The 21,024-nt window shown below is 46.2% G+C and carries 10 protein-coding genes; 4 read left to right on the top strand and 6 right to left on the bottom strand.

The window, feature by feature from the left end:
* Positions 1 to 1,266 precede the first annotated feature (1,266 nt).
* The 4 genes from carB to QME03_RS04660 form a co-directional block, all read right to left on the bottom strand.
* The gene (gene carB, locus QME03_RS04675; RefSeq protein ID WP_274946989.1) at positions 1,267 to 4,497 is read right to left on the bottom strand and encodes a carbamoyl-phosphate synthase (glutamine-hydrolyzing) large subunit; all 3,231 of its coding nucleotides are present in this window, start codon (positions 4,495 to 4,497) and stop codon (positions 1,267 to 1,269) included.
* Between the two features lie 15 nt (positions 4,498 to 4,512).
* Positions 4,513 to 5,592 carry a glutamine-hydrolyzing carbamoyl-phosphate synthase small subunit gene (carA, locus tag QME03_RS04670; RefSeq protein ID WP_281723627.1) on the bottom strand — a complete coding sequence of 360 codons (1,080 nt, stop codon included), beginning with the start codon at positions 5,590 to 5,592 and terminating at the stop codon, positions 4,513 to 4,515.
* 6 nt (positions 5,593 to 5,598) lie between these two features.
* Positions 5,599 to 7,494: an amidophosphoribosyltransferase gene (locus QME03_RS04665; protein WP_281723626.1), complete on the bottom strand. Its 1,896-nt coding sequence runs from the start codon at positions 7,492 to 7,494 to the stop codon at positions 5,599 to 5,601.
* 82 nt (positions 7,495 to 7,576) lie between these two features.
* Complete coding sequence (locus tag QME03_RS04660; protein WP_025815998.1) at positions 7,577 to 8,371, bottom strand: polysaccharide biosynthesis/export family protein; 795 nt, start codon at positions 8,369 to 8,371, stop codon at positions 7,577 to 7,579.
* 1,066 nt (positions 8,372 to 9,437) lie between these two features.
* Here QME03_RS04660 and yfcE point away from each other — a divergent pair.
* Together yfcE and QME03_RS04650 are read left to right on the top strand one after the other, a co-directional pair.
* Complete coding sequence (yfcE, locus tag QME03_RS04655) at positions 9,438 to 9,983, top strand: phosphodiesterase (RefSeq protein WP_110370299.1); 546 nt, start codon at positions 9,438 to 9,440, stop codon at positions 9,981 to 9,983.
* A 200-nt stretch (positions 9,984 to 10,183) separates the two neighbouring features.
* The gene (locus tag QME03_RS04650; protein ID WP_281723625.1) at positions 10,184 to 10,984 is read left to right on the top strand and encodes a TrmH family RNA methyltransferase; all 801 of its coding nucleotides are present in this window, start codon (positions 10,184 to 10,186) and stop codon (positions 10,982 to 10,984) included.
* Between the two features lie 291 nt (positions 10,985 to 11,275).
* Here QME03_RS04650 and QME03_RS04645 read toward each other — a convergent pair whose 3' ends face one another.
* Positions 11,276 to 13,606 (bottom strand): glycoside hydrolase family 20 protein, encoded by a 2,331-nt coding sequence (locus QME03_RS04645; protein WP_281723624.1) that lies wholly within the window; start codon positions 13,604 to 13,606, stop codon positions 11,276 to 11,278.
* Between the two features lie 130 nt (positions 13,607 to 13,736).
* Positions 13,737 to 14,219: a hypothetical protein gene (locus QME03_RS04640; RefSeq protein ID WP_232227291.1), complete on the bottom strand. Its 483-nt coding sequence runs from the start codon at positions 14,217 to 14,219 to the stop codon at positions 13,737 to 13,739.
* 932 nt (positions 14,220 to 15,151) lie between these two features.
* On the opposite strand from QME03_RS04640, the gene QME03_RS04635 reads away from it, so the two are divergent.
* Both QME03_RS04635 and QME03_RS04630 read left to right on the top strand, forming a co-directional pair.
* Positions 15,152 to 16,072: a TolB-like translocation protein gene (locus QME03_RS04635; protein ID WP_281723623.1), complete on the top strand. Its 921-nt coding sequence runs from the start codon at positions 15,152 to 15,154 to the stop codon at positions 16,070 to 16,072.
* Positions 16,069 to 19,809, top strand: coding sequence for a prealbumin-like fold domain-containing protein (locus QME03_RS04630; protein WP_281723622.1), 3,741 nt, complete (start codon positions 16,069 to 16,071; stop codon positions 19,807 to 19,809). Before QME03_RS04635 ends, QME03_RS04630 begins: the two co-directional genes overlap by 4 nt.
* Positions 19,810 to 21,024: the final 1,215 nt, after the last annotated feature.

Here is a 21,024-nt window from a genome sequence, read left to right as displayed (position 1 = left end):
TAAGACCAGCTGGCTATAGCGATAACAAACCAAAGCACACTGCTTAAGTTAGAACATACATAACAACCCGGCCGCATGTTTCTCCAAAACATGCGGCATTTTTTTGCCTTACACTTTTCAGCTACACAGGTATGGTTCTGTCTTTTCTTTGTATTGCCATGCCCTTACCCCTCTAAATCGTGCAGATGCGTATAACAGTCGTTTTGCTTAAGATGTAAAATATTTGTACTAAAATTTAACATTGTGAGTGCCCTCGGCCTGAAAATTCCGAATGCAGGGCGTATAAACGCGCGTATTTTTTTAGTTTATAACGCGCTGGTTTACTGGTGTTTATCTGTTATAATGCAAAAATATACCTTCGTTTCACGTTTAATCGGGACTTACAGCATAATTATACGCACACCAAAACGCTATCAAACACCGATTGTTCACTATTTAGTAAATGGTTTATAATCAATAGTTTATAAGTTTGAAGAGCGTTTTTGGAGAACAATTTACACCAAAAACGTTGCGTTTTAGTGCATTTTGCCTTGCGTTTAGCACCACTTAGCCTTGCGTTTAGTAGGAGTTAACCTTGCGTTTTGCTGCATATTGCGATGCGTTTTGGTGCTAAATGCAGTTAATCCGCAAAGGTTTTAACCGAAAATTCATGACGTGTAGAACCCAAATTTGGGGCAGTTTTTCTTCAAAAAGAACAGCAAAAGCATAGTATTTACCCCAAAAAGGAGCGAATTGTGTTAGAAGAGAGGGTGCTAATTTTATCAGTTTAGCACGTTTTATGTGCTTTTTGGCAGGTGAGGTGGTCTAGAATGAGAACTAAAATAGACTATGTTTTGTAAAATATATTGACCAAATTTAATAGAATAATGCCACTTTTTTACCCCAAATTATTCGTTAGAGCTGTTTAGAATTTGTGTATTGGGTGAGTACACTGCCTGTGAATTTCTTTAAGGCGTAGCAACTACTACAAAAGGATAAGACTAGTAAGATGCCGACAAGCCAACGAAAGATATACAGGAAGTAATGCAAACAATATAAAAACGGTGATAAACGGACTAACCACCAGTTGGGGTTAAGGTGGCTATAATTAGTTGATTGAAGAGCGATGAAAAGAGAGTGGCATGAGATAAATAAAAAAACGAGCGCGCAATGTTAGTTGTTAACATGCGCGCTCGTGTGTAAGAGCTAAGCTTGATTACTGTTTTCGCGAAGAATGCTAGTGCTAATCAAGCACTTGCGAAACCTGCATTAAACCCAGGCCTCACATTACTTGTATTCCGACCATGCTTTAATCTCGATGTCTTCAACACGCATGGTGGTAAAGGCTGTGATAAAAGCGCTGGCCAAACGCGTGTTGGTGATAAGTGGGATGTTGAGGTCGATGGCTGCACGGCGTATGCTGTAGCCGTTGGTAAGTTCGCGTGGGGTGAGGTCTTTGGGTATGTTCACCACCATGTCTATCTTCTTATCACGAAGCACATCGAGCACTTTGGGTTGCATACCCTCGTCAGTAGGCCAGTAAACAGTGGTGTTGCTAATGCCGTTTTCGTTGAGAAAGCGCGAAGTTCCGCTAGTGGCATATAGTTCGTAGCCATTTTTTACCAAGCGTTTGGCCGCCTCTAGCATTTCGGCTTTTTGTTTTCCGCCACCCGTTGATAGCAAAACAGTTTTCTTGGGGATGCGATGACCCACCGAAAGCATACTTGTAAGGAGTGCCGAGTTGGTGTCGTCGCCCAAGCAACCCACCTCGCCAGTAGACGCCATGTCGACACCCAGCACGGGGTCGGCCTTTTGTAGGCGGTTGAACGAGAACTGCGATGCCTTGATACCCACGTAATCGAGGTCGAAAAGGTTTTTCTTAGGCTTCTCAACAGGCAAGCCAAGCATTACGCGAGTGGCCAAGTCAATGAGGTTGAGTTTAAGCACCTTGCTCACAAAGGGGAACGAACGCGAGGCGCGCAGGTTGCATTCGATAACCAGCAAGTCGTTGTCGCGAGCCATAAACTGGATGTTGAATGGTCCAGAGATATGTAATTCTTTGGCTATCTGGCGGCTAACGCGCTTAATGCGTCGCACTGTTTCGATGTAAACCTTTTGTGGTGGGAACTGTATGGTGGCATCTCCAGAGTGAACACCAGCAAACTCGATGTGTTCACTGATGGCGTAGGCCAAAATTTCGCCATCTTTAGCCACGGCGTCCATCTCTATTTCTTTGGCATGCTCAATAAAGCGGCTCACCACAACGGGGTGGTCTTCGCTAACGTTGGCAGCCAATTGCAAGAAGCGTTCAAGCTCTTCGCGGTTAGAGCAAACATTCATGGCAGCTCCCGACAGCACATACGAAGGACGAACCAGCACTGGGAAGCCCACGCGATCGATAAATTCATTAATTTTATCCATCGATGTAAGTGCGCTCCATTCGGGTTGGTTGATGCCATTTCGGGTGAGCATAGACGAGAATTTGGCGCGATCTTCGGCGTTGTCGATGTCGGTTGCCGATGTTCCAAGTATGGGCACGTGCTGTTCGTCGAGCTTCATGGCCAAGTTGTTGGGTATTTGTCCGCCAGTAGACACTATCACACCATGAGGCGTTTCAAGGTCTATAATGTCCATCACACGTTCGAATGTGAGTTCGTCGAAATACAGTCGGTCGCACATATCATAGTCGGTAGATACCGTTTCGGGGTTGTAGTTAATCATCACCGAGCGATAGCCCTCGCGACGTATAGTGTTAAGCGCTTGCACACCACACCAGTCGAACTCAACAGAAGAGCCAATGCGATAAGCACCCGAGCCAAGCACAACGATAGAACGGCGGTCGTTGTCGAAGCGCACATCACTTGCCACGCCCGAATAGGTGAGGTAGAGGTAGTTGGTTTGTGCAGGATATTCGGCCGCGAGCGTGTCGATTTGCTTAACAACAGGCAGGATGCCATAGGATTTTCGCAAGTTGCGCACCACCAAGGCGGCCTTGTGCATGTTGCCCATCTCTTGTTCAAGTCCCACGGCGCGAGCAATTTGGAAGTCGGTGAAGCCATACACCTTTGCTGTACGCAGCAATTCCTTATCCAGAACATTCACACTGGTGCAGCGTTTCAGGCTTTCGTCAATGTCAATGATGTGTTTTAGCTTTTCCAAGAACCATTTGTCTATCTTGGTAAGTTCGTGTATTTGGTCGATGGTGTAGCCCTTGTGCATGGCTTTCGAAATGATGAACACACGCTTATCGGTGGGTTCGCGCAGTGCTGCATCAATATCATCGATCTTTAATTCCTTGTTCTCGACAAAGCCATGCATGCCTTGTCCAATCATGCGCAGTCCCTTTTGGATGGCCTCTTCGAAGTTGCGACCGATGGCCATTACCTCTCCAACCGACTTCATCGACGAGCCTAGTTCTTTGTCAACGCCCCGGAACTTGCTCAAGTCCCAGCGAGGAATTTTGCAGACAACGTAGTCGAGAGCAGGTTCGAAGAAAGCACTAGTGGTTTTAGTCACCGAGTTTTTCAGTTCGAAGAGTCCGTATCCCATGCCCAGTTTGGCAGCAACAAAAGCCAAGGGATAGCCAGTAGCCTTAGAGGCGAGGGCCGAAGAGCGACTCAGTCGGGCGTTAACTTCGATGACACGATAGTCTTCGCTTTTGGGGTCGAAGGCATATTGCACGTTGCATTCGCCAACGATACCGATGTGTCTAACAATCTTAATAGAGAGTGCGCGCAGCTTGTGGTATTCGCTATTGCTAAGTGTTTGCGAGGGGGCAACAACGATACTCTCGCCTGTATGAATGCCAAGCGGGTCGAAGTTTTCCATGTTACAAACAGTGATGCAATTGTCAAAGCGGTCGCGTACCACCTCGTATTCAATTTCTTTCCATCCCTTAAGACTCTTTTCAACGAGCACTTGAGGAGAGAAAGAGAAAGCTTTCTCGGCCAGTTTGTTTAGTTCTTCCTCGTTATCACAGAAGCCGCTGCCCAGTCCGCCCAAGGCGTAAGCGGCGCGCAAGATAACAGGGTAGCCAAGATTTTCTGCAGCTCGGCGAGCTTGTTCGATGGTGGCACATGCCTCGCTTTTGATGGTTTTGACGTTAATCTCATTGAGTTTTTCAACAAAGAGTTCGCGGTCTTCGGTGTCCATAATAGCTTGAACGGGCGTACCCAGTACCTTAACGCCATATTTTTGCAGCACGCCGCTTTGATAAAGTTCCACACCGCAGTTAAGCGCAGTTTGTCCGCCAAAGGCAAGAAGGATGCCATCAGGACGTTCTTTCTCGATGACACGTTCAACGAAATAAGGCTGAACGGGTAAGAAATATATTTGGTCGGCCACGCCTTCCGAGGTCTGCACTGTGGCGATGTTGGGGTTGATGAGCACAGTTTTAACACCCTCTTCGCGTAGAGCCTTAAGGGCTTGCGAGCCAGAGTAGTCGAATTCACCCGCTTCGCCAATCTTCAATGCGCCGGAACCCAGCAGCAACACTTTCTTTATGCTTTCGTCTTTCATTTTTTTCTAGGGGTTTTAAAGGGTGAGTTTTTCTACAAAGAGGTCGAACATAAACAGCGTGTCAACCGGTCCGGAGCAGGCTTCGGGGTGGAATTGCGATGTAAACCAAGGGTTGGTGTTGTGGCGCACGCCCTCGTTGCTACCGTCGTTCATGTTCACAAACAGTTCGCTCCAGTCTTTATCCAAGGTGGAAGCATCTACGGCATAGCCGTGGTTTTGGCTTGTTACGTAACATTTGTCGGTGCCAACCATGCGTACAGGTTGGTTGTGTGAGCGGTGTCCGTATTTCAATTTGTAAATGTTAGCACCGCCAGCCTTAGCCATTAGTTGGTTGCCCATGCATATACCGCAGATGGGTTTGCGGCTCTTGTTCATCTGTTGTCGCAGAATGTCTACTGCCTCTTGGCACAGGTCGGGGTCGCCAGGGCCATTTCCAAGGAACAAGCCATCGAATTCCATGCCGGTATAGTCGTAGTTCCAGGGTACGCGCACCACCTCAAGTCCACGTTCGATGAGGTTGCGAATGATGTTGGCCTTAACACCACAGTCAACGAGAACCACGCGTTTTCCAGCCCCTTCGTTATATTTAATAATATCTTTGCAGCTAACTCGGTCAACAAAGTTCACCCCTTCGTATTGTGCTTGGGGAATATTGTTGGGTTCATCGTCGAAAATAATCTGGCCCATCATCACGCCATGTTCGCGCAATACTTTGGTTAGTTCGCGCGTGTCGATGCCCGTGATGCCAGGAACATGTTCTCTTTTAAGCCAGTCGGCCAAACTTTCGTGTGCGTTCCAGTGGCTATATTGTTCGCTATAGTCGCTCACGATTACGGCCGAAGCGTGTATATGGTCGCTCTCCATAAACGTGGGCAGCCCATCGGCAGTGAAGGTGAAGGGCGGAACACCATAGTTACCAACCAAAGGGAAGGTGAGTGTTACCAGCTGACCAGCGTAGGAGGGGTCGGTAAGACTCTCGGGGTAGCCCATCATGGCGGTGTTGAACACCACTTCGCCTGCAACAGGCGCATCGTAACCAAACGACTTACCATGAAATTTGGTGCCGTCTTGCAGAACTAATGTTACGTTTCTCATTATATCTTAGAATTTCTGTTCGTTTTGATAAACCTTTTCAATGAAATTTACGAAGGCCTGATTGCATAGTCGCATGCCGCCAGGAGTGGGGTAGTCGCCAGTGAAATACCAGTCGCCCTTATGGTTGGGTATGGCTTCGTGTAGGCCTTCGATAGACTGGAACACCAGTTCGATGGGGGTGGACACGCCTTGCGGGCGAAGCATCTGCACAATCTTTTGGTTGATTTCGTCTACCGTTACGGCCTTATATATCGGTTGCACACAGTTAGTCATTTCGCCTACGGGTTTCTTTAGTTCGTTTCTGCAGTTATCGTAGGTTTGTTTTATGAGTGCGTGCATGTTTTTTTCTTTGAGTAATTCGATAGTAGCTCGGAACACGCAAAACTCTTCGAGTCGAGGCATGTCGATGCCATAATAATCGGGATAGCGAATTTGGGGTGCGCTGCTCACCACGATTATGCGTTTAGGATGCAACCTATCGAGAATGCGCAGAATACTTTTTTGCAGCGTTGTTCCGCGCACAATGCTGTCGTCGATGATAACGAGGTTATCTTTGTAGGGCCTGATGCTTTCGTAAGTGACGTCGTACACGTGCGAAGCCAAGTCGTTGCGCGAGTTGCCTTCGGCTATGAAGGTGCGCAGTTTTATGTCTTTCCAAGCCACTTTCTCCAATCGGATGGTGTCGCTTAAGATGTTGTCAATCTCTTCTTGTGTAGGCGCATGGCCTAAGGCTTGTATTTGGCTAACCTGTTGTTGGCGTATGTAGCGTTTAAATCCAGCAACCATGCCATAGAAAGCCACTTCGGCTGTGTTGGGAATGTAAGAAAGCACCGTGTTTCTTGTGTCGAAGTCGATGGTGCGCAGTATGGGGTAGGTGAGTTGTTCGCCCAATTTTTTACGCTCTTTATAGATATCAGCATCCGATCCACGACTGAAATAAATTCTTTCGAACGAGCACGAGGCATCAGCTTTTTGGTCCATGATGCGCTCGATGCGGCATTCGCCATTGCGTTTAACAATGAGAGCCGTTCCAGGTTCAAGTTCATTCACGTCGTCGCATTCGATGGCGAAGGTGGTTTGTAGCACAGGACGTTCGCTAGCCACCACAACAACTTCGTCGTTTTTATAATAAAAAGCAGGTCTGATGCCCCATGGGTCGCGCATAGAAAACATCTCGCCGCTGCCTGTTACGCCACAAACAACATATCCGCCATCGAAATGAGGCATGGTGGTGCGTAGCACATTGGCCACGTTGACATTGTCTTCGATGTAGTTTGTGATATCAGTGTCGGTTAATCCTTTTACTTGCGCGTCAACAAAGTTGCGTTCCACTTCGCGGTCTAGTCGGTGTCCCATCAGCTCAAGCATGATGTAGCTGTCGCTATAGATGCGTGGGCATTGGCCTTGTCGTGTGAGTCTTTCGAAAATCTCACCGATGTTGGTCATGTTAAAGTTGCCACAAAGACTAAGGTTTTTGGCTCGCCAGTTGTTTCTTCGTAAGAAGGGGTGAACGTAAGAGAGTCCACTTTTGCCAGTTGTAGAATACCTCAGGTGGCCCATATACAGTTCTCCAGCAAAGGGAAGCGTTTGTTCGGCGTAGCTAGCATCAGCAAGGTGCTCGGCAGTTTCTTGGGCAAACTTTTTCTGCACGGTTCCGAAAATCTCGGTAATGGCGTTGCTTCCTTCAGCTCTTTCGCGAAACATGTATTCGTTTCCAGGAGTTGTTTTAAGTTTAACGCACGACATTCCCGCAGCTTCTTGTCCGCGGTTGTGTTGTTTTTCCATGAGCAGATAGAGCTTGTTAAGCCCATACATCCATGTGCCATATTTCTGTTGGTAGTACTGTAGTGGCTTAAGTAGCCTTATCATGGCCACACCACATTCATGTTTCAATGGTTCCATCCTGTGTTTATCTTTATTTAGCCTTGGCTATTTTAAACAAGTAGAGGGATGTCGAAAAACATCCCTCACTGTGTTGTTGCTGTTATCTAACAAGGTTTACAATTAAAGTTGTGAGTGACAACACGCTGCTTACCACCGAGAACCAAATGGTTGTGGAGGTGCTTATTTTCGAGTTGCTTGCTTTAGTCTTGTTGGGTTCAACGTAAATTACGTCGTTTTGTTGTAAATAATAGTAAGGAGAATTGATGAGATTGGCGTCGCGTAGGTCTATGCGGTGTGCCTCTTTGCGACCATCGGGGTTCTCGCGAAGCAGCATAACGTTGTCTCGACGTCCGTAAATGGTGAGGTCACCAGCTTGTGCCAGTGCTTCAACGATGCTCATCTTTTCACTGGTTACGGGTATTACGGTGGGTTTTGAAACCTCACCGAGTACAGTTACTTGGTAGCTAGCCATGCGAACAGTAACAATAGGGTTTTCGCTAGCAGCCAAATAGCCTGCAATCTTGCTCTTTATAAGGTCTTGGCATTGATTCTTTGTTAGTCCGCCTACATGCACCTTTCCTATTACGGGGAATTCAATGTCACCGTTGTTGTCAACCAAATAGGTTTGAAGGTTGGAGCCTTGAGCCAACTGTCCTTTTGTACCAACACTGTTGCCCACAGTCAGGTTGAATGGAGCAGCGGCAGCAGGGTCAGTTGTTACCACGGTGATAGACAATTGATCCTTGGGCATTATCTTAGCTTCGTATAGGCCCTTAGAACCTTCGAGGCTAACACCATCAATGTTTTGGAAATATACAACCTCTTTACTTCCTCCACAACTCCCTAACAATAATACGAATGTCAATAAGACAACTGAACTAAGAATTTTATTCATACCAATAATACAATCAATTTATTATGCTTGCAAATTTACGTTCTTTTTTCTGATTTCGCAAATCTTAAACACATAATTAATGAGAGAATTTTACATCATCTCAAGCTTTGTGGTATTGAGGTGTGGTTTGAAGAGAAATGGAAGAGTATTGATGGCGAGCGACTTTACTTCTTAAGCGCTTTCGTTGGGCTGTTATTTTCATGTGTTTACAGGGCTATTTTATTGTTAACCATTTAATTGTTCTGTTTCACACTTTTTATTTATTGTATTCCAAAACCCATATTTAAAGTTCGATTCATAACGATTGTGCAATCGGTTGTCCTGAAAAATAAGCACTTTTCACATGTTTTATAACATATCTATGGAAAGTATTTGTATCTTTGCAGCCGAAAAGAAATAAAGAAGTTAGATAAGGTAGATACAGCCTACGATGTTTATCAAAACTTAGTAGTGTTGACAATACTGTAGGTATTAGATTGGCAATAAAGATTTATTCAAGGATTAGTTACATGGTAAGACGTTGAATATCGGTTGTCTGATGATTTTAACACAAGGTAATTTCAGTAGCATTAGACACACAACGTCGCTTCGTCAAGACCGTAGAGAGGGTTAGAGTAGGCCATTAATTAAGGGAATGGAGAGTTGGGAATAGCTTTCAAGTTTCCGCCTCGTACCGCGTGATACGGATATTGAACGAAGAAATTTTTATGTTAGTAGAGAGAACCCGACTGCATGTGTATGTGGTCGGGCTTTTTTTGCAGGAGACAGCTTACTTTGACGGGCTGTGAAAATGTACGAATGCCTTTGTTTACTTAGAATTTTATGGGTGTTATATTTGTGTTGATGGCATATATTTTGTAACTTCGCACTGTTTTTAATTGCTCTACAAAGGAATGCGTTATTAATAAAGTGCATCGTTGGCGAGGGATAAAGTCTAAGTTTGCTTCTTTTGGCTGATGCTTGGACTTTGGTTATTTATCTACCATCATACGAAAGTAATGACTTTTTGCTGGATTCTTGGCAATAATATGTCATCATCCGCAACAAAATATTTAATATACAGAGAATGAAATATCTATTAATTTCTGATATACACGGCTGTTTGCCTGCCTTGGAGCGTGCATTGCAGTTTTATAACGAACAGAAGTGCGACATGCTTTGCGTCTTAGGCGACATTATCAACTATGGCCCGCGCAACCAATTGCCTGAGGGACTCGACCCTAAAGGGGTTGTCGACCGACTGAATGCCATGGCCGATGATATTGTGGCCATTCGTGGTAATTGCGAATCGGAGGTCGACCAGATGTTGCTCAACTTCCCAATTATGGCCGATTATCTGCTTCTTGTGGACGGTGGGAAACGTTTGATACTTACTCATGGACACTTATATAATAAGGAGTGCAGACCAGTGGGTAAATGCGACGCTCTTTTTTATGGTCATACGCACCTTTGGGAACTAACGCGCACACCCCAAGGCGTGGTTTGTAATCTTGGTTCGATAACTTTTCCCAAGGGTGGAAATCCCCCAACGTTCGCTACTTACGAAGATGGCGTGATCAATGTTTATCAAACAGACGGCACGCTGTTGCAGACAATGAACCTCAACGAGTAGTCTTTTAATTGGGTGTTAAGCTAATTTGACTGGACGATTGAGACGGGATAAATCAGCTTTCTAATGGTTTAACGTTAATAAGTGATGGCTCCTGCTGGCATTTAGTTGCTGCGTTTGCAAGCTTTTGGTTAGCGTTCTAACAGGCCGTGCCAGTGTCTCCACCCCATCTTTCACCTTTTTCTGTTTAAAAAATCCTTTTCATGTCGATAGAACGAATTACATCGCTCACTCATCCTGGTGTTGAAGTGTTCAGTGCACTAACCGAAACGCAGTTGCGCAACACGCTTCAACCTGAAAAAGGTGTGTTCATAGCAGAGAGTCCGAAAGTTATTCGTGTGGCTCTAGATGCCGGTTACCAACCTTTGTCGATGTTATGTGAGGAGCGACACATTGTGGGAGATGCCGCAGACATCATTGCGCGATGCGGTGATATCCCTGTATATACAGGCGAACGTGCGTTGTTAGCCCAACTAACTGGCTACACACTTACCCGTGGTGTGCTTTGTGCCATGCGCCGTAAGCCTATGCCTAGTGTTACAGAGGTGTGTGCTCGTGCGTCGAGAGTGTGTGTTATTGATGGCGTTTCTGATACTACTAATATTGGAGCCATATTCCGTTCGGCGGCTGCATTGGGCATTGATGCCGTTGTTTTGGCACAAAATGCGTGCGACCCTCTTAATCGTCGTGCCGTGCGCGTGTCTATGGGGTCGGTGTTTCTTGTGCCATGGACGTGGTCTAAACAACCTTTAGCTCAACTTTCAGCTTTGGGATTTCGTACGGCTGCTATGGCTTTAACGCATCATTCTATTTCGCTAGACGACGACAAACTGAAAACCGAACCTCGTTTAGCCATCGTTATGGGTACCGAAGGAGATGGATTGCCCTCCGAAATGATTGCGCAAGCCGATTATGTGGTGCGCATACCCATGGCCCATGGTGTCGACTCGCTTAATGTTGCTGCTGCTTCGGCCGTTGCTTTTTGGGAATTACGCAAGCGGTAGTTACTTATCCTTAGCTTTTAGCGTTGTTTTACGTCATTAGGTGATTTAGTGTTTTTGGCTTTACGCAACGTTAGTGGTTCGTTTTGCTCTCTATCTTATTGTTAGGAAGCAGCTTATCGTGCAGCCTTTTATATCGTTCTGAGGTTAACATACAAATACAATTGGAGAGACCTGTGTGCTTCTTGCCGTGGTTTACCGCTTTTGGGTTACCACATGCAGAGCAGTCACAAGTCTCTCCATTCTTTTAATTCTGTTGCGTATTGCTTTACGTTGTGCGATTACGCAACATAACTATTCCACCGTAATCTCATCTACAAACAACCAAGCTGTTTTTCCAGCATTGGGATGCCAAGCAGGCATGCTCTTTTCAGATAACATCTTGATGCGAACATAGCGTGCGTCTTTCGGCATAGGCAAAAGCACGTTGTCTGTGTCGATATAGTCGGGCTTATTGGCCGGCATTGGTTCTGCTGGTAGGTCGTAAATGTCTTCGAAGTTCTTGCCGTCTGTGCTCACCCACATCCATATACCGCGATGAGGCATAATCCATTGCGACGGACTTACCAATGTGCGCACGCTAATAAGGCGGATGGGTTTCACCTCACCGAGGTCTATTGTGAGGTCAAGGTCTTTGCCTTCGTATCCCACCCATCTACCAGAGTTAAAGATAACGTTACCTTGTAGGCCGTTAGTTAGTTCGCGAGGAGACAGTCCTGGGTATTTATTGTTTGGTTCAACGTTATATTTCACGTTGGCCATAGTAGCCTTACTGATGAGTAAGTCTTCAGTGTTCTCGCCACTAGTGAAGCTTGGATAAACGGCGATGGTGCGCAGTTTACAGCTTTTGTTCACGGTGAAGGTTTGTGTATATCGGTTGGACTTTGTTGTGGGTTTGCTTCCATCAAGGGTGTAATAGATGGTGGCCCCCTTGCGTGCAGTAAGCGTTATGTTGATGCTACCGGGTTTGTCTGCAGCCGTTACGTCGATGTTCACATTGAACAAGTGGCGCCCATAGTTGTATTTGTTCAAGTTATACACATTGAGTAGTTGTGGCATGCGGTTGGCAAAGTCGTCAAAGTTTTTCTTTTCGGGCATTGTCCATTGCACTTCGCTTGCTGCAGCCAGTCGAGGCAGCGTCATATATTCCACTTGTTTAAACGTCTTCATGTATTCCGTCCATACGTTTGCTTGCACACCGATGATGTGTTTAGCCTCGTTGGCAGTAAGTTTGGGCGATACGGGGTTGAAGTCGTAGGTTCTTTCAATGGGTATGAAGCCATTAAAGGCCGTTGGTTCACTCTCGCGATCGGCCGTTTGGTAATAGTCTAGGTAGAGATGCGACACAGGACACATTATGGCGTCGTGTCCTAATCGTGCTGCTTCTATGCCACCTTCCATTCCACGCCACGACAGCACTGTGGCATTGGGGGCTATTCCGCCCTCCAAAATCTCGTCCCAACCGCCAACTTTGCGTCCATGAGCCGTGATAAAGTTGGCTATGTCGCTCATAAAGTAGCTTTGGAGGCGTTCTTCGGCCGTATGTTTTTCGTCTGTTGCCAATCCTTTTTCTTTAATAAGGACTTGGCAACGTGAGCATTTTTCCCAGCTCGACTTTGGACATTCGTCGCCACCAATGTAGAGATATTCGCCAGGGAAGATGTTCATCACCTCCGAAAGCACATCTTTGGCAAACTTCAGGGTGCGTTCGTTGCCTGCACATAGCACGTCTTCGGCCACACCCCACGTGGTGCGCACCTTATAGGGACCGCCTGTGCAACCCAATTCTGGATAAGCTGCCAAGGCTGCAACCATGTGTCCAGGCATGTCTATTTCGGGAACAACCATGATATGTCTATCGGCTGCATATTTCACAATGGCTCGAGCTTGTTCTTGTGTGTAAAATCCGCCATGTGGTTTGCCGTCGAACTTACTCGCATCGTGGCCCACCATCGTTTCGGGACGCATCGACGAAACCTCGGTTAGTCGCGGATACTTCTTTATTTCTATGCGCCAACCTTGGTCATCTGTTAAGTGCCAATGAAAGCGATTGATGTTGTGCAGGGCCAAGATGTCGATAAAGGTTTTCACTTCTTCGAACGAGAAGAAGTGTCGAGCCACGTCGAGCATCGCGCCACGATAACCAAAGCGGGGCTGGTCGTTGATGGTTACGCTGGGAAAAAACAGTTTTTGCGCTCCTGTTTGCGGTATCGCCTTGCGCAATGTTTGTATGCCATAGAACGTTCCGGCAGCCGAAGCTCCGTTGATGCTAATGCGGTCTTTGCTTACATCAAGGCGATAGGCCTCCTTATTGTTGTTTTTCAGTGTGGCCGACAGCACAATGAGGTTGCGCCCTTGTGCGTTAGTGGTAAGTGTGGGGCGCACTTTGGTTGCTTCAAAGAGGTATTGTGTCAGCAGTTCGGCATCTTTTTGCAAGACTGCGTTACCCTTGGGGTAGGCAATACGCGTTTGGGCGTTGAGTGCAAAAGCCCCTGCCGATGTGTTGCTAATTTCTTGTGGAAGGGGCACCACACGGTAGTTGGCAGTTGTTTTGGGCGCTTGTGCCTGTGCAAAGGTTGCAAAAAGCAGTCCTAATGCGCCAAGGAAAATTTGTTTTAAGTACATTTTGTGTATTGTATTAATTGTTTTTTTATTGTTTGGGTTATTGGGCGAACGCCTTTTTGGGGCCGAAGATAGGGTAAAAGCTGCATGATTGTATGGCCGAAGCATTAAGCTTCACTGTCACACTTGGCAGTTAGTAGGTTTTAAGTATGCGTTCGTTAGCTTCGCGTTCTTTCTTCGAAGGGCGTCTTGTGCGCTTGTCGAACATTCTAAAGAAGTCAAATCCTCCAAACCCTCCTGGCGACATACTAGCTCCAATTCGTGCACTCCGCCTTGCAGCTTCTTTAATATCGAAACCTGGTTTTGGTGCCTTTCCATACACCACCACTTCGTTAAGCATAGTGGAAAGCAGCTGCACCGTATCCGTTAGTTCTTCCTTATTCATCAGTCGGCGCATATATCCATAGCCCACAAACTTCAGTTTTTTAAATGTTTTTGGTAACAAACACGTGCCCGTATAGTCGGTTTCAACCGTGATGTTGTCTTCTGTTATCACCCGCACTGCTTTAAGCGGGCGGCGCGTTTCCATGTCTACCACCACGCATCTAGTTTGTGCCTGTGCTGCTTGCATCCACAGCAGGGCCATCCAGCAAAAAGCAACTGCGCGTTTTTTCATCTCTCAAAGTTGTTTTGTTACCAATGCTTATCATGCATCTAACAGTTGTTTTTAAGTTACAAAGATAGCAATTTGTTATTTATTTAACAAATATAGCAAACAACTTTTCGTCTTATTCTCTGTTAAAAGCTCATTTTGCACGGTGCACTCTGGGCAAATTTATTTTTAATGTTTACGAATAGCTATTCCTGTTGCAAGTTATTTTCTATCTGTTTTGCTGTTATTGGGATGTTTTTCTTGGGTTTGTTAACATTCAAAATTTTCCTTTTTTGCTTTTCTTAGGCCTGTTTTGGGCTTTTTATTGGGATTTAGTTCATTACAAAATTTAAATATCATGAAAATAAATTAAGTCTTATTGCAGGTCGTTGTTTATTTCTTAACTTCGCACAATCGAGCATCAAAGGCCACAAAAAGCATATTTTATGCCAGCGAAGCCTAGTTTGTTGCATTCGAAATAACAACCAAATGTGATGCAAAACTTTAAGAAACTTATTATTTTGATTTGTTTTTACTAGAGAATATCAAGGGATGAGCTTGCCACAAGAGCGAATTTAAGGGCAATGATGAGGAGTTACAAGTCTTTATCGTGCAACTTTAATCGCCTGCTTTGCATGCAAAACCATGGGCAATATGTCCTCAACACCATCGCAACGACCATCTTTCGGCTGTAGGTGCGCAGCCAATGAAAGCCTAAATTTATACGTTCATGTATTGATTGCTATGTGCTATGCCTCTCTTTGATGTCTGCTTTCTATACAAGCTGTAGACTAAAGTGCGCACAATCATGATGAGAAATCTTTCTTTTCTACCAGCAACATGCCAACTAATGTCCACATTCGTATTTTCAAAGCAATGTGCTGCACAATCTTTCCTACGTGAACTTGCTTGCTAATAAACTTAACAGTATTTTTTTAACCTAAAACAAGCTTCGTATGAGAAAATTATTATTAGCCTTTGCTGCCACATTATCTGTTGGCGCTGGGGCACAAGTTTTTAACGTTAACAGCCTCGCTCCAGTGGCGCTTCCACCCGATGTGGGGAGCAAGGTGGTGGCTATCAGTGGGCAGGGAGATTTTCTTTTGCTCACAGCCGACGACAATCGCGGACTCACTAAGCTGGATTTAAATTCGGGTAGGGCGCAAAACATCTCGCTAGCTGCTGGTGCTGGCTATGATGCACGTGTGTCGCCCGATGGCAAAAGGGTGGTGTATCGCGAAATTTCGTTCACCGCTGGACGACTTCGCATGGTGTCTTTGCACAGCATAAACCTCGAAACGGGAAAAAGCCAAGAACTTGTTGCTCCCACACGCAGCCTGCAAGGGGTGAGCATCAACAATCAAGCTGCTATGCCCGTGACGCGCGGACAGGTTGCGGCTAAAGGCTTCGAAAGCAAAGTTTCTAACAAAAAAGGGGTGGTGCTAAGCATCAACAACCGCCAATTGATGATTTCGCGTAACGGAAAAACACACAATCTCTCGCCCAATGGTAAGGATAAGAGTTATCTGTGGCCATCGCTTTCGCCCAACGGAACCAAGATTTTGTATTACGTGGGGGCAGAAGGCACTTTTGTGTGCAATCTCGATGGAACTGATGTAAGGCCGCTTGGCGTTATTAGGGCTCCGCAATGGTGGGACGACAACACCGTTGTGGGTATGTATGATGAAGACGATGGCGACTTTGTTTATGCTTCGCACATCGTGGCCACTAACCTTCAGGGACAAAAGCAAACGCTAACACCCGACTCGCTCATTGCCATGTATCCCAAAGTGGCTACTAAGGCAGGCAAGATTGTTTTTTCTACGCCTAACGGAAAGGCCTATGTAATGAACGTAACTAAAAGCCTACAGCCATGAAGAAATTTTTACTTTTTATCGCAATGGCCTTTGTTGGGCTTGCGCAAGCTCAAACAAAAGACGCAAAACAATTGCGCATCTACCTCAATCCTGGACATGGGTGCTACGGACCTAACGACCGTCCGCTGCCCACTATCCCTTATCCCAACTTGCCTGAAACAGGAAGACCTGGGAAAAACGGATTCTATGAGTCGACCACTGTCTTGATGAGAACTCTACCCATGGTAGACAAACTGGTGAAGATGGGTGTGAAACGCGAGAACATTATGCTCTCAAGAACCGACAACGGACCCTATCCTTACGTTGAAGGCAATGCCGAAAACAAAAAGTTCGACCGCGCTTTGTCTGAAATTTGCGAAGAGGTAGACGCCAACAACATGGACTTCTTTATCTCGGTGCACTCTAATGCTGCCACCGATGGGGGCAACACCAATTATCCCCTCATTCTTTATAGGGGGCGTGATGGCGAAAATGGCGACTTGGTTGCTGGAAGCCGAGACATGGCCATGAAGATGTGGGAACCGCATTACATGGACGAACTTGACCCGCAAAGCTTTTACAGCAGAACCAATGTTAATGTTAGGGGCGACATCTCTTTTTATGGTAGCTCGGCCGTGCGCAAAGGCACACATGGCGACTACGAAGGCTATCTGGGCGTTTTAAAGCATGGTGTGCCTGGTTTTCTTATCGAAGGCTATTTCCATACTTATCAGCCCGCACGCCATCGTGCGCTCAATGCCGACTACTGCAAGCAGGATGCTATAAGAATGACACGTGGATTGGCGCAAATATTTAATCTTCAACCCGAAACCACTGGCTATATCATGGGCACTGTGAAAGATCTTCACCAGCTTATTGTTAACCCTTTGTTTCATTATGCGCCACGCACCAACGACCAATGGATGCCACTCAACGGGGCAAAGGTTACGCTCTTTAAGGGCGATAAAGCGCTGAAAAGCTATCAGGTTGATACGCTTTACAATGGCATCTTTGTGTTCGAAGACCTCGAACCAGGCGAATACTCCGTGCGTGCAACGCTCGATGGCTACAAGCCCCAAGGCAATTTTACTGCCGATGCCACATCCACCGAGTACCAAAAGCTTGTGGCACAGAGTATGGATAAACTGGTGGTAAAGGCCAATCAAACGGCTTATACCAAACTCTATCTTGAGGCCGTGGGCTTCGAACCGCCTAAACAAAACTTCAAAAACTATCCCGACCCCGTGCAACCGGCTTACTTAACCATGCCCGAGGCCCTGAATATGAAGACCGAAGAGGCTGTTACCTTGAAGCTAAAGGGGGTGGTGAAACGGGCCATCTGTCGCGAAGGTAAAACGGTGATTTTGACCGACGACAACGGTACGCCCCAACTTTATCTGGTGAACAACGCCACTAAGAAAATTGAAAAACAAATCAGCACCAACGGACTGCCTGCTGCCGAAACCGATAATAAGGGCTTCCACAGTCGTTTGAACGACATCGCTTTTACTGCCGACGGACAGTTGGTGGGCGTAAACAGTGTGCAATGCCAGTTCAGCGATGAACAAGTGGATGTGGATGAGGGGTATAAGCGTGGCACTCTGCGCATTTTTAAATGGCAAGACATGGATGCCAACCCCACTGAATGGCTCACAACGCAAAGCTCGGTTAACTTCTATAACGCCGATATGGGTAAAACGGTGGCTGTGAGTGGTGCTGCCAAAAGCTGTAAGGTGATTGTTGGCGCCACCAATGCCAACGGTGTGGCTAAGGGTATCAGAAACTTGGTGCTCTACGTTGAAAACAACACCATCACTGCTTCGCTCTTTACTGAGAAAACATTCAATGCCAGCAGCAATCTCACTGAGGTGAAGTTGGGCAAAGATTATAAGCTGTCGGCATCGCCCTTTGGCGACGAACAATGGGTGGTTGATGGCAATGTTACGCCTCCTATGGAGTTCCAGCCTGCCCAATCTTCTAATGTGGATAGCAAAGTGTTGGGCCGCTTGCCTGCCAATATCTTAGGTGGCGAGGGCGAAGTGGCTGCTGCCTCGGGAGCTGTGTTCTTTAAATATGCCAAACACACACTCTTGGCCACGCCTTATCTCAAGGACGAAAAGGTGGCCGGACTGCGTCTGTTTGATGTTAGTGAGGGCTTGGAGAAGGCACAACTGATTAAAACCTCTTCCTTAGACCTTGCCTCGCCTCTGCAAAATGTTGGCTTCATGGCTGCCACTGCCACCGTTAACGGAACCGACATCACCCTTACCCTTGTTGCCGATAGCGTGCTAACCAACTTTACCACTAAGGGCGTTGAACAGCCCGCAGTGAAAGGTGTGTATGCCTACAACTTGCGTTTGGCCCAGACTGGCGAACGTTACACCTTCTCGTTTGATGCCAATGCGCAGCCCACAACGGCTAAACTGGTGTTTACCGATGCCAAAACGGGCACCGAAGTGGGACAATTGCCTCTTAACAATGTGATAGAAGGCCACAATAGTTTCGACTTTGCCACCGACCAACTGCCGGGTGCGCTTAAGCAAGAACTTAACTGGGCTGTGTGCCTCACTGGCAATCACATCGCTATGATTAACCGCATTAACCCCGAAGCGGCTACAACTGCCTACAATCGCGCCACGGTGGCCATAGACAAGAGCACCGAAAGCGATTTCTTTGGACGTATCTACGTGGGCGAAAGCGATAAGAAAAAGGCCGAGGCTACGGGCGTTTACGTGTGCAATGCCAACGGCGTGCGCACCAATACCATGCCTTATAAAGGCGGACAAAACCTCACGGGCAACTACCGAATGAGTGTTGACGCCACTGGCAAACTTTATATTGCCGAATATAGCGATAACAATTCGGGCGTGTTTATCGCCAACCCGGCACAGATGGAGGGCAATTTCGAACAGTTCTTTATCGGACAACGCAACGAAAAGGGACTTATCACCAACGATGGACAAAACGTTGGCTCGTCGGCTTCGATGGTGCTGGCCACAGGAAGTGGTGCCGATGCCAAACTATATGTGTGCCTCGAAGACCTGAAGGCGGCCATTGGCGTGTATAACATTGGCCAGGCCGATGGTTCGGTGCTTACTTCGTGGAACAAAGAACCAAGCAAAATGCTAAAGGTGGCAGGACTAATCAACACCGACGACAACCTGGCTGCTGGTCCTGACGGAGGACTTTGGGTGGCACAGTTCCGCGGTGCTGGCAACAACACTAAGGGTGTACCCTCGCTTATGTTTGTGGATAAGGATGGTAATTGCACCTTTAATTCGGGTAATCCCGATTGGGCCGACAATCTTAATGGCTCGCGCCGGTCGGGTTTTGCTGTTAGCGACGATGGCAAAACGCTCGTGATATGCGATGGTAGCTATGCCTTGCAATTCTTTGATGTGGCATGGAACGGTTCTACACCCACGCTAACTAAGAAATACAGCTACGAAGGCATTGGCGCAGAGGTATATCAGATGGCCTTCGACCCAGCTGGCAACTTAGTGTGCGCGGGTAAGCAAGTGTATGTGTTGAGCATTCCAACCGAGCTTAACCAAACAATTACACCAGCCAAACGCAGCTTAACAGTGAAGCGCCAAACCACAATGGGCGTGGAACAGCCTGCTGGCGGTAAGCGCGTGGTAAGCGTTAGCTATTACAATGCTGCCGGTATGCAGTCGGCACAGCCCTTCGAAGGGGTTAACATCGTTGTAACGAGGTATGCCGATGGCACAAAGAAAACAGAGAAAGTTATTCGTTAATAACCTCTAGAAGGTTATCAACAAACGCTTTGAAGGTTATTGATAGCACCTAGTAGGTAGATTGTATCGCCTTGTAGGTTATCAACAAACGCTTATAGGGTTATTGATAGTGCCTAGTAGGTAGATTGTATCGCCTAGAAAGTTGTTAATAACGCCTATGAGTCTGTTAATATCCTCTAGAAACTAATCATTGTCCCATCCCTGCTCCCTTTCGAGGGTGCATGGGGTGGGCTTTTTTGTGGCTAAAGTCAATTAGAGAATCGTTAAGACGATAAGAATATTTTACAAAACATGTTTTTGTGGCTGCTACATCTAGACAAACAATCCTCTCAAAACGTATGTAAAATGTGGCAAATAGGCGAAAGGGGCGGTGGGTTTTGCGCACTTGTTCACCCCGTTTTTTGCAATTTACTATGCTTTTGCCTTTCTTTTTGAAGAAAAACTGCCCCAATTTTGGGTTCGAAACGTTATGAATATTCGGTTTAAAGCTTTGCAGATGTACTGCATTTAGCACCAAAACGCATTGCAATATGCAGCAAAACGCAATGCTAACTCCTGCAAAACGCAATGCTAAGTGGTGCTAAACGCGGGGTGAAATGGTGCTAAACGCGGGGTGAAATGCAGCAAAACGCATGTTTTTATGCTGTAAGTAGTACACAAGAAATGTGTACGAAACTTATAAATGGTTGCTAATAAGCGTTTTAGTAATTAGGAAAGGAAAACCGCTTAGTGACTTTTAGCGACGTGTTTAATTATGCAGCAATCCTCTATTCAACGCCAAAAAATGGTATATTTTTGCGTTTTTATTGGTAAATGTCAGTAAACCAGCGTGTTATAAACTTCAGAAATACGCGCAAAAATAAGCCCCACGCCAGGAATTTTCACAACGAAGGCACTCATAATGTTAAAATTTGGTGTAAATATTTTACAAATAATGAGAGCGACTATTATGCGTCATCGGGCGGTTTGGGTGTCAAAACCGTTGTTTTTGCTCAGTGTTATCACGCGTAACGTAACAATGGGTTTTAAAAAAGTGCATAAGATGTAGAGGAGGAAAATGCATTTAGCCATTGTAAAAGTGGGGGAGGAGGACAAGGCATCAACTTAGGTGCTTGTGCAGAAGGAACAAATAAGTTCTACGTTTGGGCAAAATGTACTTAGGGTCTATCAGCACACCGCAGAACATCTGCATGTGGATGCTTCCGTTGAGCAGCT

It is taken from the genome of Hoylesella shahii, from assembly GCF_937990675.1.
GTDB lineage: Bacteria > Bacteroidota > Bacteroidia > Bacteroidales > Bacteroidaceae > Prevotella > Prevotella shahii.
Note: the sequence above shows the minus strand (reverse complement) of the source record. Positions and strands in the feature narration are given on the sequence as shown.